This is a genomic window from Sphingobacterium kyonggiense (assembly GCF_039536825.1).
Lineage (GTDB): Bacteria > Bacteroidota > Bacteroidia > Sphingobacteriales > Sphingobacteriaceae > Sphingobacterium > Sphingobacterium kyonggiense.
In genome coordinates this window covers 222,642-240,782 of the sequence record NZ_BAAAZI010000015.1, presented here as the reverse complement: position 1 = coordinate 240,782, position 18,141 = coordinate 222,642, and the positions used below count along the sequence as shown (strand labels likewise).

The 18,141-nt window shown below is 38.6% G+C and carries 18 protein-coding genes; 14 read left to right on the top strand and 4 right to left on the bottom strand.

Annotated features, from left to right (window positions below; translation table 11 throughout):
* Window positions 1–487: 487 nt before the first annotated feature.
* The 3 genes from ABD676_RS17725 to ABD676_RS17715 form a co-directional block, all read right to left on the bottom strand.
* Window positions 488–1,189, bottom strand: a complete 702-nt coding sequence (locus ABD676_RS17725) for a class I SAM-dependent methyltransferase (protein WP_344676009.1) — start codon at window positions 1,187–1,189, stop codon at window positions 488–490.
* Window positions 1,182–2,360, bottom strand: coding sequence for a nicotinate phosphoribosyltransferase (gene pncB / locus ABD676_RS17720; RefSeq protein ID WP_344676008.1), 1,179 nt, complete (start codon window positions 2,358–2,360; stop codon window positions 1,182–1,184). Before pncB ends, ABD676_RS17725 begins: the two co-directional genes overlap by 8 nt.
* Before the next feature lie 954 nt (window positions 2,361–3,314).
* On the bottom strand, window positions 3,315–4,841 hold the full coding sequence (locus ABD676_RS17715; RefSeq protein ID WP_344676007.1) for a DUF6600 domain-containing protein: 1,527 nt from the start codon (window positions 4,839–4,841) through the stop codon (window positions 3,315–3,317).
* A gap of 217 nt (window positions 4,842–5,058) precedes the next feature.
* On the opposite strand from ABD676_RS17715, the gene ABD676_RS17710 reads away from it, so the two are divergent.
* The 5 genes from ABD676_RS17710 to ABD676_RS17690 all read left to right on the top strand — a co-directional run bounded on the left by ABD676_RS17710 (window position 5,059) and on the right by ABD676_RS17690 (window position 8,703).
* Window positions 5,059–5,817 carry an MlaE family ABC transporter permease gene (locus ABD676_RS17710; RefSeq protein WP_344676006.1) on the top strand — a complete coding sequence of 253 codons (759 nt, stop codon included), beginning with the start codon at window positions 5,059–5,061 and terminating at the stop codon, window positions 5,815–5,817.
* 3 nt (window positions 5,818–5,820) lie between these two features.
* Window positions 5,821–6,597 carry an ABC transporter ATP-binding protein gene (locus tag ABD676_RS17705; RefSeq protein ID WP_344676005.1) on the top strand — a complete coding sequence of 259 codons (777 nt, stop codon included), beginning with the start codon at window positions 5,821–5,823 and terminating at the stop codon, window positions 6,595–6,597.
* 8 nt (window positions 6,598–6,605) lie between these two features.
* Window positions 6,606–7,598, top strand: a complete 993-nt coding sequence (locus tag ABD676_RS17700) for an MlaD family protein (RefSeq protein ID WP_344676004.1) — start codon at window positions 6,606–6,608, stop codon at window positions 7,596–7,598.
* 89 nt (window positions 7,599–7,687) lie between these two features.
* Window positions 7,688–8,386: an RluA family pseudouridine synthase gene (locus ABD676_RS17695; protein WP_344676003.1), complete on the top strand. Its 699-nt coding sequence runs from the start codon at window positions 7,688–7,690 to the stop codon at window positions 8,384–8,386.
* A gap of 32 nt (window positions 8,387–8,418) precedes the next feature.
* Window positions 8,419–8,703, top strand: a complete 285-nt coding sequence (locus ABD676_RS17690) for a hypothetical protein (protein ID WP_344676002.1) — start codon at window positions 8,419–8,421, stop codon at window positions 8,701–8,703.
* A gap of 58 nt (window positions 8,704–8,761) precedes the next feature.
* Here the strand turns inward: ABD676_RS17690 and ABD676_RS17685 are convergent, their stop codons facing one another.
* Complete coding sequence (locus tag ABD676_RS17685; RefSeq protein WP_344676001.1) at window positions 8,762–9,055, bottom strand: DUF4286 family protein; 294 nt, start codon at window positions 9,053–9,055, stop codon at window positions 8,762–8,764.
* A gap of 95 nt (window positions 9,056–9,150) precedes the next feature.
* Here ABD676_RS17685 and ABD676_RS17680 point away from each other — a divergent pair, with 95 nt between their 5' ends.
* The 9 genes from ABD676_RS17680 to ABD676_RS17640 all read left to right on the top strand — a co-directional run bounded on the left by ABD676_RS17680 (window position 9,151) and on the right by ABD676_RS17640 (window position 18,140).
* On the top strand, window positions 9,151–11,037 hold the full coding sequence (locus ABD676_RS17680; protein WP_344676000.1) for a S9 family peptidase: 1,887 nt from the start codon (window positions 9,151–9,153) through the stop codon (window positions 11,035–11,037).
* A gap of 7 nt (window positions 11,038–11,044) precedes the next feature.
* Complete coding sequence (locus ABD676_RS17675; RefSeq protein ID WP_344675999.1) at window positions 11,045–12,703, top strand: sensor histidine kinase; 1,659 nt, start codon at window positions 11,045–11,047, stop codon at window positions 12,701–12,703.
* Window positions 12,704–12,725: 22 nt separating this feature from the next.
* On the top strand, window positions 12,726–13,433 hold the full coding sequence (locus ABD676_RS17670; RefSeq protein ID WP_344675998.1) for a response regulator transcription factor: 708 nt from the start codon (window positions 12,726–12,728) through the stop codon (window positions 13,431–13,433).
* Window positions 13,434–13,575: 142 nt separating this feature from the next.
* On the top strand, window positions 13,576–14,049 hold the full coding sequence (gene greA, locus ABD676_RS17665; protein WP_344675997.1) for a transcription elongation factor GreA: 474 nt from the start codon (window positions 13,576–13,578) through the stop codon (window positions 14,047–14,049).
* A 487-nt stretch (window positions 14,050–14,536) separates the two neighbouring features.
* Window positions 14,537–14,953, top strand: a complete 417-nt coding sequence (locus ABD676_RS17660; protein ID WP_344675996.1) for an HIT family protein — start codon at window positions 14,537–14,539, stop codon at window positions 14,951–14,953.
* Between the two features lie 50 nt (window positions 14,954–15,003).
* A complete protein-coding gene (locus ABD676_RS17655) occupies window positions 15,004–15,660 on the top strand; it encodes a DedA family protein (RefSeq protein ID WP_344675995.1) in 657 nt (218 codons plus the stop codon).
* Between the two features lie 6 nt (window positions 15,661–15,666).
* Window positions 15,667–16,209 (top strand): inorganic diphosphatase, encoded by a 543-nt coding sequence (locus ABD676_RS17650; RefSeq protein ID WP_344675994.1) that lies wholly within the window; start codon window positions 15,667–15,669, stop codon window positions 16,207–16,209.
* A gap of 61 nt (window positions 16,210–16,270) precedes the next feature.
* The gene (locus ABD676_RS17645; protein WP_344676034.1) at window positions 16,271–16,837 is read left to right on the top strand and encodes an inorganic diphosphatase; all 567 of its coding nucleotides are present in this window, start codon (window positions 16,271–16,273) and stop codon (window positions 16,835–16,837) included.
* On the top strand, window positions 16,827–18,140 hold the full coding sequence (locus tag ABD676_RS17640; protein ID WP_344675993.1) for a hemolysin family protein: 1,314 nt from the start codon (window positions 16,827–16,829) through the stop codon (window positions 18,138–18,140). The genes ABD676_RS17645 and ABD676_RS17640 overlap by 11 nt, the downstream gene beginning before the upstream one ends.
* The last annotated feature ends 1 nt before the right edge of the window (window position 18,141 follow it).

The following is an 18,141-nucleotide window of genomic DNA, read 5'->3' as shown; positions in this document are numbered from 1 at the left end:
TATTAAATTTGGAACTTAGCACTCAGAACAACGCGAAGAGTCTGAGCCTTTGTCGGCCCGGCTATTAGATCACTAGCAACAAGCTATCTAGGTATTACGTTAGGTAGGGGCGGTACTGAGAGAGCTTGAAGAAAAGGGATTTATCCCGTATGAAAGCGAACGGAATGTCCGCCCGTTTTTTAATTAATTAGTGCCATAAGGATTATTTTGATTCTATTTTATGCGGGCGATGCATGCTTCGACCGCTTTCCAATAATCAACCAATTAACTATTACCACTATGTATAGTATAAAGTTCTTTCGGCAAGCCTCAAGATGACACGTTCTTGTGGGGGAGGAATAGAGACTCTTCGCTTCGCTCTGAGTTGTAAGTGCTGTAGTTTTTTAAAGAGGGCGATGCATGCATTGCCCCTACATATAATGCTTAAAAATTAAAGGTTTAACACGCCAATAGGTCTAAATACTAAATACTTACTACTAAATACTACTCAATTCCTCGGTTCCATTCTTACCAAATATTGGTCATTATCGTCCTCAAAGAGAACTTGTACGACCCAGCCTAGTTCATGGGCAATTTTGATGAGAGTCTGCTGATCGATGTAGAGCCATTTAAAGGGTTCTCCTTTTTGGTCTTTGTATTCGTATTGGAAGTTGATCTCTCCAAAATAATATTCAGGTCGTTTTATCTTGTATTCTTCATAAAGATAGGATATGTCGGAACTATCAAATAGCAATTGGCCACGGTCACTAAGAAGTGCTTTTGCATGATGAAGTAGGTTTTTAAAGCCTTCTAGTGTACCGGCGATTCCGATGCCATTCATTAGAAATAGGAGGGTGTCGAAAGTTTGGTCTTTTAGCTGAAAGAAATCTTGGTTTACAACATGTTGAACACCACGTTCTCGCATGATATTGCAAGCAATCTCTGATATTTCCAATGCGGTTACATCAAATCCTTTTTCTTGTAAATAAAGTGCATGTACGCCTGTTCCGGCGCCTACATCCAATACCTTACCGTCGCATAAGGATAATGCGATGTATTCCAATTCAGGAATATCATCTTCCTCTCTGTAAAATACTTCGACGGGCATTTCTTCAATGTCCCCATAGCTACTATGAAGTAGTAAAGGATGTGTTAATTCGCCTTTTTCCTTGTAATCATACAAAGCTTCGCCATATACGTCTCTAGCCATGCTGGTGAATGTTTAAGAAGCGGATGGCCATATTGATTTCTTCAGGGTTCCCGGTATGTTTTTTAGGTTCATCAGATAGTTTAATGACAGGAGTCCATTCACCTTCGTCAGGGAATGCCTCAGTCATTTTGAGTACAATATTCATGCGATCCAATCCTACATCATTGGTGAAGTCAGTACCTATACCAAAAGAGAATCCGATTTTGTCTTTAGCAAATTCAACAATCTTCACCACTTTTTCATAATCTAATCCATCGGAAAAAATGATGGTTTTAGTTAGGGGATTAATGCCTTTACTTAAATAATGATCGATAGTCATTTGCGCAAATTCAATTGGATCACCACTGTCGTGGCGAACCCCATCGAATAATTTGCTGAGTTTTTTATCGAATTGCTTGAAGAATACTTCTGTTGTATAAGTGTCGGATAGGGCTATTCCTAAGTCACCACGGTATACGTTGGACCAATTTTCCAATCCTACAAGATTTGCCATCTTATAGCCGTATTTAGCAGCATGGAACATGAACCATTCATGTGCATGGGTACCAATAGGCTTGGTATGATATTTCATGGCAAAGTGCACATTGCTGGTTCCAATAAAGGTATTTGAAGGGTGTTCTTTCAAGGCTTTGATTACCAGGTCATGTACTGCTAAGGAATGTCGGCGTCTGGTTCCAAAGTCGGCGATGGTGATATTCAATTTATCGTATTTGTACATCTTATCATGTACAATCTTCATGACTTCTTCATCATCGACACGTTTCTGTCCTGTCATTTCGTAATAAAGCTCGCATATTAGGGACATCAATGGCACCTCCCAAAGGATGGTTCGATACCAGTATCCTTCAATTTTGACGGTTAGATCGCCTCCTACTTGGATGATTTGCACTTCCTCCGGATCATAATGATACCCTTGAAGGAAATCGAAGTAAGTAGGATCAATATAAGGGCAAGTTTTTGAGAAAAAATGTTTTTCGGCTTTAGTTAATTGCAGGGTTGCCATATGGTCAACGGCCTCTCGAAAACGAGCAGCAAAGCCTTCAGGGAATTGATGCTTTCCACGGTTAATAAACTGGTACCGTGCTTTCGCCTTCGGAAATAGTTTAACCACAGCATATTGCATGGTGAACTTGTAAAAATCGTTGTCTAGTATGGATGTTAATCTCGCCATATCCTAATTTGTTGTGCTATTGCAAAACAATGAAATTAAGAAAAAGTTAGGAGAATGTGTCATTTGGGGGTGGAATGATTAGATGGGCGGTACATTGAAACTTAATTTAATAATGAATTAATAAGGACTAAAAACGATCGTGATTTTAATATTCCTAATCACTATAACTGTAGGGTCGAAGCATGCTTCGACCGCGCAAAAGCTAGACTACCTTTATCAAACCATTAGGTAATATTGATTGAAATAGTTTGAAATTTGCTCATCCAGCTTCGCAATGACAAGATCTGGAGAGAAACAAAGTCTCTTCGCTTCGCTATGAGTTGGAAGTGGTCTAAAATAAGCGGTCTATGCATGCATCGACAACATACCATCGTGACATAATAAAGGATAATTAAGTATTAAGTATATGGATTTAAAAATTTGTTTGTTTTAATGAACGCATTGAATGTTCTGTTGAAAGCGAGCGGACATTCCGTTCGTTTTCGTTGGAGATGGATCCCCTACTTGACAGGACCGCTGCGCTACTAGATGTGAGATATGAGATTTGTGGTCAACTCTATTCAGGGACGGACAGTATTTTTACGGTTGTATGTAGGGTCGAAGCATGCTTCGACCGAATAACATTAATCCTCTTAAACTTAGTAGGTTTTCTGATCTGCTATCTGACATCTCTCAAACAACAAAAGGGACAAGCATTTGCTTATCCCTTTTACTTGGCAGGTTTTAGATTTCTATCCCACTATTACACTCAACAATCTAAATCCTGTCCTATATTTACTTTTGTTTCAACTCTATTTTTTTTTGTAATTAGTTTGCCGTCAAAGGTCTAAATACTAACTACTTAATACTAACTACTATCTTAATCTTGTCCTATATTTACTTTTGTTTCAACTCTATTTTTTTGTAATCAGTTTGCCGTCAAAGGTCTAAATACTAACTACTTAATACTAACTACTATCTTATGCCTCTACCAGAGTTACCACGTTCGCTGCGGCTGCTAGATGCTCCACGGTTTACTGTACCTGAGGAGCGAGAAGAGCTAGAACTGCGTTCAACTGCTGGTCTGCTGCTTTGTGAGCGGCTAGAGCTGTTGTTTGTTTGGAACACACGGCTAGGTTGGCTCTGTCTAGCTGCTGGTTGACGTTGCTGACGTTCTTGTCTTGGAGCCGATTGTACCGGTGCAGATTGTTTAGGGCTAGATTGTCTTTGTTGACCTCTGCTCATTGATTCTGTACGGCTTGGCTGTGACGAACGTTGCGGTGTTTCCATACGGCCACTGCGTGAACTGCTAGATCTGTTACTACCCACACTTTCGTTTCCGCGTGAACTCGATCCTCTGAAATCATAAGAACGGTTACTAGTGGTATTTCCACGGCTTTCTGCTTGACTGCGAGAGCTACGGCTAGATGACGAAGATCTATCTGCTCTTTCCGTACGAGTGGTCGCATTAGAGCGACTGCTATTGTCGTTTGAATTACCGATGCGCATTACACGTTGTCCGTTTGCATCTCTCGTGATATTATAGCCTCTGTCAGAACGTGAGCTTCCTTCTGATCTTCCACTAGACGAACGAGAAGTTGCTCCTGTAGAACGGCTGCTTGCAGACCCTCTTACTGATTCAAAGCGTGATATCGTTCCACGGTCGTTTGTACGACTAGATGATCCACGTCCTGATTCTGAACGAGAGATCGTACCACGGTCGTTATTTCCACGTCCAACACCAATTCTTTCAGAGCGGTTAGCACGAGAAGAGTTTCTGTCTGGACGGTAAATGGAAACACTGTTTCTATCTACACGACTTCCTGCACGGTCACGACTGAACGATACATTGCGTACATTGACATTGCGACCAATGTTGCGCTCAATATCACGACGTGATGGTCCACCGTAGTAATGGTTGTTATTTACAATATATGTATTGTTGATAATCGTGGTTCTGTTATAGATGTTACGGTTTCCGTACGACCAGTAACGTGGCATATAATTATCATAGATATTTCTAGTAGGTATAAAGATCCATAAGTTGATTGGAAGGCCAATGCTAACATTTACGGATATACCAGGTGACATAGGAGCCCATCCATAGTATCCACCACCGTTACGCCAATCTACCCAAGCCGGTCCCCATTCATAACCAGGTACCCAAGCCCATCCACGGTGACCACGGTGAATCCAACGACCATAATGGAATGGAGCCCACCCCCAATCGTAGTTAGATACCCAAGTATTACCATATTCCGTCATAGTCCAGTAACCATTGGTACCATAAGGACGGAAGTCACGGCCAGCATTAGGATACCATACATCACCATATTCATAGTCTCGGTCCCAATCGCCATAAGGGCTTAACTCTTCGTAAAAATCATCAAATTCCAAATCATCATCATAATATCCTTGGGCAGCGACATTCTTCACGGTAAAAACACTAAAAATCATGAATAAACATGTTGCGAATAGTGTAGATGTCTTTAAATTTTTCATATGCCAACCAAATTAAGTTTTACGCTTATTTTGTCTTTATGACCGCAGATGAAACGTAAAGGTTTAATTGTATAATTTTTTTGTCAAACTTTTTTGATTCAATTGATGTATATTGGATAATTGTCCTGCTGAAACGTGGAAAAAAAATAAATTCGTACATTTGCGAGCACTATTGACAAAGCTGGAAGAATAAAGTCAAGACTATATCGGTTAATTAATGGCAAAAAAAATAGAGTCCTTACTACTGGAATTTGCGAGTTTGCATCGTTTTTTGATGCGATTCTTTCGTGAATTGGTAAGTCCCCCTTATGAGTTTAAGGAAATTATCAGGCAATGTTATGAGGTAGGATGGAAGTCTTTTCCTTTGATCAGTTTGACTGGTTTTATTGTTGGATTTGTATTTACAAAGCAATCTCGACCTTCCTTAGAGGAGTTTGGAGCCACCTCTTGGTTGCCTGCATTGATATCCATTGCTATTGTTCGTGCTTTAGCACCCTTGGTGACCGCATTAATTGCTTCAGGTAAGGTAGGTTCGCAGATTGGGGCAGAGTTATCCTCCATGAATGTTACAGAACAGATCGATGCCATGGAAGTTTCTGGTACTAATCCCTTCAAGTTTTTGATTGTCAGTAGAATTATTGCTACAACGATCATGATTCCTATTCTGTGTTTTTATGTAGCAGGTATAGGTTTGGCTGGAGGTTACCTAAGCATCATCTCCAAGGACCAGTTAAGTATCCTGAGTTTTATTTCGCAAGTTTTTGAGGCTATAGCCCCTAAAGATATTTTTGCCATGGTGTTTCGCGCCATTGCATTCGGATTTACCATTGGGTTTGTGAGTACCTATGTTGGTTATTATTCAACGAAAGGAACAGAAGGAGTAGGTAAAGCAGCGAATGCAGCGGTAGTAGCCTCTATGTTTATTGTCTTCATTGAAGAATTGCTGATTGTTCAAATTTTAGCTTTAATCGGATAAACTATGGAAAGGAAACAACCAGTAAATATCGATTATAATGACGTCGTGATTCATGTGGATCAGGTAAGTAAATCCTTTGGGGATCTTCATGTTTTAAGGAATGTGGACTTGAAGCTCTACAACGGGGAAAACCTGGTTGTATTGGGCCGATCAGGTACTGGGAAATCAGTATTAATAAAGCTGATTTCTGGACTTTTGAAACCAGATTCAGGAAATATCAATGTCTTGGGTGAGGTCGTGAATGAATTAAAAGAGCGTGATCTTCGTGAATTACGTCTTCGTATAGGTTTTTCATTTCAGAATAGTGCGTTGTACGATAGTATGACTGTACGTGAGAATTTGGAATTCCCTTTGGTTCGAAATAAAAGAAACTTGACACGTGCAGAGATTGATCGTGAGGTAGAGGATGTTTTGGATGGCGTAGGCTTACTTCGTACGATAAATCAGATGCCTTCGGAACTTTCTGGAGGTCAGCGTAAGCGTATTGGTATTGCTAGGACTTTGATTTTACGTCCGGATATCATGATGTATGATGAACCGACAGCAGGATTAGATCCAATCACATGTTTGGATATTAATTCCCTGATTAATGAGGTTCAAGAGCGTTATAAGACCTCTTCGATTATCATCACACATGATTTGGCCTGTGCAAAAATGGTTGGCGATCGAGTAGCTATGCTATTGGATGGACGCTTTGAACGCGTAGGTACTTTTGAGGAGATTTTTGACACAGATGATGAAAGGGTAAAACCTTTCCATGATTATAATTTTATTGTATAACAGAATATATGGCAACAACAGATAGAAAACGATCGATTATCGTTGGTTTGTTTACCTTTATTGGATTGATCATTTTAGTAGCTGGGATTTTGGTTTTGGGAACTCAACAGAATAAGTTCAGCAAAAACTTGGCACTTACCACTTATTTCAAGGATGTAAAAGGCTTGAAAGTGGGTAATAATGTTTGGTTTTCTGGGGTTAAAGTGGGTATTATCAAAGAAATCAGTTTCGAGAGTGTAGAGAATGTAAAGGTTGTGATGAGTGTGGAGGAGAAATCGAGTAAATTTATCCGTAAAGATGTTATTGCAACATTGAGTTCGGATGGATTGATTGGTAATGCCATTATTAGTTTAGTGGGTGGTTCGGAAACTTTTCCGCAGGTGGAAGATAAGGACGTCATTAAATCCGGCGTATCCGGAGGGATGGATGCCATGTTAGCAACTCTACAAACCAATAACGAGAACATATTGGAAATCACTAAGAATTTTGCGCAATTATCGAAACAGATCTTAGATGGAAAAGGAACAATTGGAGCATTAATGACCGATGATGCAATTGCAAATAGCTTACGTCAATCACTAACTACCTTAAACGGTACGATGAGCAGTGCGAATCAAGCGGTGAATAATCTAGTAACCCTAACTCATAAATTAAACAGCAATCAAGGTTTAATTCATGACCTTTCTACAGATACTGCGCTGTTTGCAAGCCTACGTCAGTCTGCTGCACAGTTACAAGGTGTAACACAGACAGCATCTGCATTGATGGCTAATTTAAATGCGACTACTGCACGCTTAAATCAAAAAGACAATGCCATTGGTGTGTTGACCAATGATCCAGATGCTGCGAATGAAATCAAACAGATTTTGAAAAATCTGAATATGAGTACCGAGAAATTGGATCAGAATATGGAGGCATTACAAAGTAATTTCTTACTTCGTGGATTCTTCAAGAAAAAAGCGAAGGAAGAAGCTGCCGCAGCTACGGACTCGGTCAAATAAATTGGATTATCAATTGCTTTCTTGCAAAGAATATAATATAGAAGAGTGGTCCAATAGGGTCGCTCTTTTTACTAATATAGCTTCATAACATGATTACGGAAAACGATATATTATTCGAAGACAACCATTTAATTGCGATAAATAAGCGAGGTGGGGACATCGTACAGGTGGATAACACGGGTGATCAATCCATGGAAGACATGTTGAAGGTGTTTCTAGCTAAAAAATACAACAAGCCAAATGATGCATTTGTAGGTGTAATTCATCGTTTAGATAGGCCGGTTTCTGGGATGATATTATTTGCGAAAACCAGTAAAGGACTAGACCGAATGAATCGACAGTTTCATGATCGTAAGGTTCAAAAAACCTATTTAGCGGTAGTGCGTGAGAAACCGGAAGCCATGAAAGGTACTTTGAAGAATTGGTTGTTGCGCGATCGGAAGAAGATGGTAACAAAAGCCTATAACAGGGAGGTTAAAAACGGAAGTTATGCTGAACTGGATTATGAGGTAGTGGGAGTATTGGATGGATTTTATCTTTTAAAAATTAATCCGCTTACTGGAAGAACACATCAGATCCGAAGTCAATTAGCCTATATGGGTTGTCCTATTGTCGGTGACAATAAGTATGGATACCCAAGAGGGAGTATGGATAGAACCATCTGCCTTCATTCTAGATCCTTGGCATTCCAACATCCTGTGAAAGAAGAAGAGATGATCATCAAGGCGCCTTTACCAAAAGATGGATTTTGGGAAAAGTTTAACGTCTTATTGAAAGGTGATTTGTAAATAAAATAAAGATTAATGCTTAACTTTGAACCATGAAGAAATTGCATGCCTTAAAAGTTGGAATTTTTACGTTCTTGTTAGGGATAGCCCTATCATTCCAACCTCAAGTTTCAAAAGCGCAATGTGCGATGTGTTCATTGAATGCTGAAAATAGTACCCAGGATGGTAACACCCAAGGGAAAGGTCTGAATGCGGGAATTTTATTCTTGTTAGCAATGCCTTTTTTATTTGGTGCAGGCATGGGTATTCTTTGGTATAAGAAATACCGTACTCCATCAGAAAAGACTGGATTTAAAATGACAGAAGGGCTAAAATAGCCTTCATGATACAGTCGGTTTTCCAAAGAATAGTCTTTGGAAAACTGACATTTATCGATTAAACTTGATCAATATATTGCATGGTGCTATCAAAGATAAATGCTTTTTCAGCATATTCAGCACCCAATAAAGTTTGAATCTCTTGCAAAACCTCCTGTTGAAATTTCACGATTTCGTCTTGGTTAGATACCAATACCTGAAGACAATACGTTTGTCCTTCATGTGGTGTGTCCAACATCTTCAAAAGCTTGATATCATGGGCTTCGTGACGTTGAATATGGCCTTTTATCCAGCTGAGAAGTGAATCATGTGCAGTGTCTTCCATGATGATTGATACGTTGTATAAAAACATATTTTTGGGATTTGATTTTCGCTGTAAAATTAAGGTTGCAAAAGAAACTTTACGATATTTTTTTTTAATATTTGGAAAAGGGCTAATATAGAAGTATGAAAGGGAATATTTTGTTTTATGGTTTGATGTTGCTTTTCATCCTGAATGGGTGTAAACAAGCGGACAAGAACCTGCCGAAAATTCCTATCGAGGATTTCTTTGAAAAACCAACCAAGGGTTCTTTCAAACTATCGCCTGATGGTTCTAAAATCGGCTACCTCGATGTACATGACCATTGCAAAAACATCTTTATTTTAGATCTCATAAATCCCGATTCTTCCAAGCAGTTAACTTATCAAGAAAATCTGAATGTATCGAGTTTCCTGTGGTTAAATGACCAACAAATTATATTCTCGAATTCTCAATCGCCAACAGATAGCCTTCGTTTGTTTTTCATTGATGTAAAGACTGAAAAACGTCAGCCGTTATTGCCAGCACAAAAAGCAAAATTACGATGGGTTTATCCGATCAAAGAAAATAATGGATCGATGCTGGTGACCATGAATAAAAGGGATTCCTCGAAATTCGATTTATACCGTATTTTTCTAGATGGCCGAAAAGAAGAATTGATCCATAAGAATCCGGGTAATATTGTCAGTTGGCTTGGTTCTCCAGATGGAGAGGTTCGTATGGCGATGACTAGTGATAGTGTGCAAGAATCGGTATTGTATAGAAATAATTCTCAAGAAGCATTTCGAGAAGTAATGAAGAATAATTTTGAGACAATCTTCATTCCATTAGGTTTTAAGAAAGGGTCCCTTAATTCGCTTTTTGCACTTTCTAATCAAAATAGGGATATGTTGTCTCTGGTGGAATACGATGTTAGCCAAGGGAAAGAAACGGCTGTTCTATACGAAGAAAAAAAGGGTGATTTAGCCATTGACGGGTATTCGAATGCCATTCAGGAAATGGCCTATGTTTCATCATTTGTGAACCGGTACGAGAAAAACATGTTCAATCCTTTTTATAAGGAGGTTTATAACAAATTGAAAAAGAAGTTTTCAGACTCGGAAATTGGATTTATTGATACGGATTTAAAGCTGGAAGGTTTCCTAGTGCGCGTATATAGTGATGTTCATCCAGGACAAGTTTACTATTATAACCGACTGAGTAAGGAACTGAAGTTATTAAATGAGGACAGTCCGAAACTGAAGGATAAGGAATTCAATAAGATGGAAGAATTAAGCTTCCTATCTCGAGATAATAAAGAAATTCACGCTTATATCACTTATCCAGGAGGTAAGAAGAAGAATGTGCCTGTGGTGGTTTTGGTCCATGATGGTCCAAACCGTCGTAATGATTGGGGTTTCGATCAAGAGGTACAGTTCTTAACTAATAGGGGTTATGCAGTATTTCAAGTCAATTACCGTGGCTCCTTAGGCTATGGCAAGTCTTTCTGGACTGCGGGATTTAAAGAGTGGGGTGGGAAAATTCAATCGGATATCTCAGATGGAGTGACTTGGTTAATTCATCAGGGAATAGCTGACAAGGACAGAATAGCCATTATGGGCTCAGGTTTTGGAGGATATTCTGCTTTATATGCTGCGGCATTTAATCCTTCGCTCTATAAATGTGCTATTTCATCTTCAGGTTACAGTAATTTGTTTACTTATTTCCGAGAGATTCCACCGCATATGCAACACTATGTACAGTTGTATTACCGTATTATCGGTAATCCGGAGAAAGAGTCTGAATTATTTCAAGCGATATCACCTATCTTTCACGCCGATAAGGTTAGAATTCCTATTCTGTTTTTTCAAGGCGGAAAGGATAAGTACAGTAGTGTAACTGATGCTAACCAATTTGTCGGTAAATTGAAGAGTAATAATGTTCCGGTTCGCTATATTTTCAAGAAGGATGAGGGCAAACGCTTCCGTAATGAGGAGAATGTAGTGGAATATTACCAGGAGATAGAACGATTCTTGGCAGAGAACTTGCGTTAATAGCATCATGGTACAGCGGTCCAGTAAATATCGGAAGAACATAGGTCTATTAATTGCCTTTTTCTCCTTTCTTACGATTTTGTATATTATTTCTGTGTTTCTTGCCCGGAATATGATGTCCAATTTCGTAGAATCCGAATTTTATAACCGCAAAGCTGATGTCTTCGACAGTAGCTTAAAACCTTTCAACAATTTTTTTAATAACGAGATTTCAGAAGTATCCAGTTACCAAGGGTACTTAGATTCTGTTCATGCAGTCACTTATGCGGAGAAAATTCTTCGCCGGAATCCCTTTGTGGATGAGGTGATGTTTTATGATGTCTTGTTTACCAATCAAAATGATGGTATTCGAGGGGTCCGGTTTAAGAACCTACTTATCTTTCCGCGTTCCATCTTTTCTTTTAAGTTGGATGAGGAGAACCGACTATTAAAAAATCGGGTATCCCAAAATACAGGTCGTCAGTCTTCGGATGATTTTAATAACATGGCGATCAAGATGGTGAACTTTCTGGAAGTATTAGATGACTCTACCTCTCTTACAGAAAATGACATTTACCGAATATTCTATAATACAGTTCCAGGGAAAATAACCTTTTTAAATATTCCTCGAGTCAATGCGCTGAAGGCTTATCGTGTGTTAATGGAAGACACCACGGGTATTTCTGTAGCCTATGATCAGGATATGTTTGTTTATAAAATCAATCCACAGAAAATCACCATCGTGAATACGCAGGAGAGATTATATGAGAAGGTTCGGATTTTACCTGTCGCCAATCCTAACTTGACGGAAGAACCCGCATTCTTGACGACAGATATGCCTTTGCCAGGTGCTTTATCGGATTATAAACTTCAATTTGATTCCTCTGAACAACATTTACGTGGAGAAATAAATAGACGATTTTTTCCTGTTGTACTCGGAGTTTCTCTAGTATATTTTATTTTATTGTTGATTATCTATTTAATTTATAGGAATATTGCAATAAATAGCCGGTTGTTTCAATTGCAATATGATTTCATCAATAATTTAACACATGAATTTAAAACCCCAGTCAGTGTAATAAAGATTGCTGGGAATAACATCAAAAGTGCAGAGAAAATTTCTGACCAAGAGCGACACATGTATGGTAAAATATTGGATCAGGAAGCGGACAAGCTAAATAATTTAATGAATAAATTGCTGTCATTCACGCAGATAGAAAATAAATCGCTTAAATTTAAGGGAGAATACGTGGATTTGAACAGTTTTTGCGAGGAGATATTTGAAGCAACGAGATTAAAATATCCGGATTTGAATTTGACTTCTGAAATTCAAGTTGAGAATCAGATGTATACTGACCCGGTGTTATTAAATTCGGTATTTCAAAATTTGATTGATAATGCCTATAAATATTCCGAAGTTTCAAGAAAATTTATGGATATTAGTGTTGAACAAATCAAGAAGAGCTTTGTGATCCGTTTTTCGGATAAAGGTATTGGAATTGATAAGAATGAATTAAAGAATATATTTAAGAAGTTTTACAGGGTGCAGAACCAATTTAATCAGGGTGGTAGCGTAGGATTGGGTTTAGCATTTTGTAAAGAAATTACGGAATTTATGGGTGGAGAGATTCGAGTGAGCAGTGTACAAGGAGAGGGCACAACGTTTACTTTGGTATTTCCGAAATAATTCCTAGATTACTTAGATTACTATGAACAAAGACATAAAAATTGCAGTAGTAGAGGATGATGACAATTTACGATTTTTAGTAAGTCATCGCCTTCAGACAGAGAATTTTCAAGTGATCCAGTGCAGCAATGGTGTGGATGCGGAGAAGATCATCCTGGAGGAGACTCCTGATATCGTCTTGTTGGATTGGATGCTTCCGGGAAAAGAGGGTATTGATGTTTGTGAATCTGTCCGTAAGGCTGGTTTTGAAAATATCATTATCATGATGACGGCAAAATCCCAGGATATCGATAAGATCGATGCCTACAGCTTTGGGGTAACAGATTATATTACCAAGCCTTTCAATATGGATGTGTTAGTTGCCATGATTGAAAATAAGGTGAGATTCTTTGTGCCAAAGACACAGAACGAAATTTACCATTTTGGGCAGACAGAGCACCATCCAAATGTGCACTCGTTGATGCGTGATGGTAAGAAGATTGAGCTGACAATTTTAGAGAACCGTATATTACTTCATTTTCTACAGAACAAGGGAAGAGACATTACTCGTGAGGAGTTGATGGAAGTCGTTTGGGGCTATAGTTCTAACGTGAATACTAGGACCTTGGATATGCACGTAGTCCGTTTGAGGAAGAAAATTGAGACAAATCCAGATAAACCATATTACTTGCAAACCGTGCGTGGTTTGGGGTATAAATTCATAAATGACGAGGCTGAGAATCCGGCTTAATAATTTGTTTTTATAAAAATAATTATATATCTTCGTCAGAAGAGCAAGACCATGTTGTCCTTTTTTGGATAGTGTGGTCTTGTCTTTTTTTTGTTAATTAAAATAGTTTAAAAATAAAAAGATAACGTAAAAGGTTAATATTATGGCAGAAGTAACGTATTACACCGAAGAGGGTCTTACCAAGTTAAAGGAAGAGCTTCAATACTTAAAAACCGAAGGAAGATCAAATATCGCTAAAGCAATTGCTGAAGCTCGTGACAAGGGTGACTTGTCTGAGAATGCGGAATACGATGCAGCAAAAGAAGCACAGGGCCTACATGAAGCAAAGATTGCTAAATTGGAGGAAGTTTTAGCTTCAGCACGTATTATTGATGAGTCTAATTTGGATACCTCGAAAGTACTGGCACTTTCGTATGTAAAGATAAAGAACAAGAAAACTGGGGCAGTGATGTCCTATCAATTGGTTTCAGAGACGGAAGCTGACCTAAAAGCAGGTAAGATTTCCGTGAAATCGCCAATTGCACAAGGATTATTAGGTCTGCAGGTAGGAGATGTAGCAACAGTTGCTGTTCCTGCTGGTCAGATGGAGCTTGAAGTTTTAGAGATTTCAAGATAACATATTGAGGTTATGTGCGGTTTGCCATAACCGCATAGGAACTGTTATTGAATCCCCATTCTGAAAAGAGTGGGGATTTGTTTTTTAGACCGCTTCGCTATTAGATATGAGATGTGTGAAAGAAAAGGGGCTAACGGCCGAAGCATGCTTTTACCCTACGGTTATGGTGGTTGGGAATAATAAAATCACGATTGTTTGTAGGGGTGATGCATCGACCGCCTATAACACAATAAAAAAATGTTTATAGTTCAAAGTTTGTTCGGCAAGCCTCACAAGGACGAGGTCTTGTGGTGGAGAAATGAGACTCTTCTCTTCGCTCTGAGTTGGAAATGTTATAAGGTTGCTGAACTGACTCTTTGATTTCAAAGTCTGTTGGCAATGTCTGTTCATCTGTTGTCTGCCATCTGTTGTCTCTCTTCCCCAAAACTTAATACAAATACTATTCAAAGATTTACTATCTTTGTTTTTCACGAAAAACGAGTAGTTTATGTCTACAATATTTTCAAAAATTATATCAGGCGAAATTCCGGCTTATAAAGTAGCAGAGAGCAATGATTATCTAGCGTTTCTAGATGTGAATCCACTAACTGAAGGACATGTATTGGTTATCCCTAAAAAGGAGACTGATTATATCTTTGATATCGATGATGAGGATTATATGGGGATGTGGGTTTTTGCGAAGATTGTTGCCCAAGGTATTAAGAAGGCATTTCCATGTAAAAAGGTTGGTGTTGCGGTGGTTGGGCTAGAGGTTGCTCATGCGCATATACATTTAATCCCTTTGAACAATGTTCATGATATGAATTTTGAGAAGCCGAAATTAAAACTGGAAGACCAGTTAATGGCAGACATTGCAGAGAATATTCGTGAGGCAATTTCATCGATAACCAATCCAACGGTTTAATCGATGACCTTTCAAGGTATTGTCATTAAATAAAGAATATATTAGAACGTATGCAAGAATATTTGTTGTCTTTTCAACAATTGCTAGATGCTGAGTATTTATTAAGTCACGGTGGATTCTACATCGTATGTCTTATAGTATTTGCAGAGACGGGACTTTTTTTTGGGTTCTTCCTACCTGGTGATTATTTGCTATTCCTAGCGGGCCTATTTTGTGCCTTACATAAAATCGACGTTGACATTGTAACCTTATATTTTGGGATCCTGGGGTCGGGGATCCTCGGTAATTTCGCTGGCTATTGGTTCGGTCATCGAACGGGACCCATGCTCTTTAAACGAAAGGATAGCTTCCTCTTCAAGCGCAAATATGTGATTATGGCGGAGGAGTTTTTTCAGAAATATGGTGGAACCGCGTTAATTATTGGACGTTTTGTACCTATAATTCGTACATTTGCCCCGATATTTGCTGGAGTAGTACAGCTGAATTTTAGGAAATTCGTTATCTATAATGTGCTTGGGGCACTTTTATGGGTAAGCTTATTGACCTTGACAGGTTACTACTTGGGCATAAGATTCCCTAATATTATCAACTATGTTGAATATATTATCGTAGGGTTGATCGCAATCGCTTTCTTGCCAATCGCAATTGCACTATTGAAAAAATGGCTGAAGAATAGAAAAACAAAAGACGAAATAAACAAACAGTAGATCTTAATGAGTACACAACATCCTTGGCATCAAGTGTCGCCTGGTGAGGACTTGCCAAATTCCGTAAATGCCATTATTGAAATTCCAAAAGGTTCAAAAGCGAAATACGAAATCGACAAAGACAGTGGTTTAATTAAATTGGACCGTGTCCTTTTCTCCTCTGTCATGTATCCGGCAAACTACGGATTTATCCCACAAACATACTGTGATGATAAAGACCCGTTGGATATTTTAGTTTTATGCTCTGTGGATGTGTATCCTATGAGTATTATCGAAGCTAAAGTTATTGGTGTAATGCACATGATTGATAATGGTGAGCAGGATGATAAAATCATCGCTGTTGCTAAGAACGATATGTCTGTTAACCATATTAACGATCTTTCTGAACTTCCTCCACACACGATGAAGGAAATCGTTCGTTTCTTCCAAGATTACAAATTGTTAGAAGGTAAGAATGTGACTATTGAAAATCTTTATGGTCGTTCTTATGCGCAAAAAGTTATCATGGATAGCGTAGAGCTCTACGACAACGAGATTAGAAACAAATAAGCATTAGATGAATCTTAACCTATTATGGGCAATATGCCTCATATGGTCCAGTAGCGTGGGGATTTCATATGCACAGCAACATCCTTGGCACAGGGTTTCCCCTGGCAAGGATGTTCCTCGTTTCGTGACAGCTGTGATTGAAATTGCAAAAGACAGCAAAACGAAATATGAGATTGATAAAGAAACGGGCATATTAAAACTGGATCGTGTTTTGAAAACCAGTATGGTATACCCAACCAATTATGGCTTCATTCCACAATCCTATTGTGGTGATAAAGATCCATTAGATATTTTAGTAATCTGTTCCGAGAAATTGCAACCAGCGAGCCTGGTAGATGCGCAAGTAATCGGAGTTATGCGTATGACTGACAACGGTGAACAGGATGATAAGATCATCGCTGTGGCCAAAAACGATAGTGAAGTAAATCATTATCAAGATCTGAAAGATTTACCCGAACATTTCATGAAAGAGATTGTTCATTTCTTTCAAAACTATAAAGGTTTGGATGGTAAATCTGTTAAAATTGAAAAAATTAGTGGGCGTGATACCGCTCAAACTATTATATTAGAGAGCTTGGAACTATATAAGAAAGAGTTTGGTGTTAAAAACCTAAATCATGGCAATTGATATATTTTGGACAATATTTCTAGTATTGGCTAACGGATTCTTCGTTGCTGCCGAATTTGCTATTGTCAAAGTCCGTGCTTCTCAGATAGAATTACAAGCTAAATCTGGCTCTAAGGTAGCTCAGATGGCTAAAAATATTACTGAACATTTGGATGGATACCTTGCTGCAACGCAGTTGGGAATAACCCTTGCTTCCCTTGCCTTAGGTTGGGTGGGTGAAGCTGTAATGACTCAAATCGTTCATCAAATTTTCGGATTCTTTAACGTTGAACTTACTGGTAAATTGGCTACTAACCTAGGACATGTCCTAGCCTTCAGTATCATCACCTTCTTACATATTGTATTCGGAGAGTTAGCACCGAAGTCAATTGCTATTCAAAAACCAGTGGCAACAACCATGAAGGTTGCTCTTCCTTTGCAATTCTTTTATTTCGTTTTTAGACCTATTATCTGGTGTTTAAATGGATTTGCGAATTTCTTATTGCGCTTAATAGGTATTCATGTAACGGCGCATGAGGCTAGCCACTCCTCCGAAGAGCTTCAATATCTTTTGGAAAAGGGAAAAGAAAGTGGTGCTTTGAATAATGCGGAGCATGAGCTTATTAAGAATGTATTTGATTTTAATGAGCGTATCGTAAAGAACATCATGGTTCCCAGAACAAAGATTGTTGCTGTTGAACAACATGATTCTGCTGAAGACTTTATCAATACCGTGACGGAAGAAGGCTATTCCCGTATTCCAATCTATGATGATAATATAGACCAGATTATCGGTGTTGTGCATACAAAGGATATTTTGCCATTGATTGTTAAAGGGAAAGATGTGGTTTTACGTGATATTATGCGTAAGCCCTATTTCATTCCTGAAACGAAAAAGATCAATGACTTGATGACCGAGTTTCAGTTGAAGCGCATTCAGATTGCATTTGTATTGGATGAGTTTGGTGGAACGGCTGGTATGGTGACTTTGGAAGATATTGTTGAAGAGTTGGTAGGAGAGATCCAGGATGAGTATGATGAGGAAACACCAGTAGTAGAGCAAATTTCTGAAACGGAGTTTATGGTTGATGCTGGAGCAAGTGTTCATGATGCGAATGGCTATTTGCCATTGGAACTTCCTGAAAGCTCAGATTATGATACCATAGCTGGTTTAGTTAGTCATTTATTTGAGAAGATCCCCGATGTTGGAGATAGCACCGAAGAATTAGGTTATCGCTTTACCATTATCAAAAAGACTCAGCAGAACATAGAATTTGTTAAACTAGACCTTGTCGAGACAGCAAATGACGAAGACGAGGATTAAT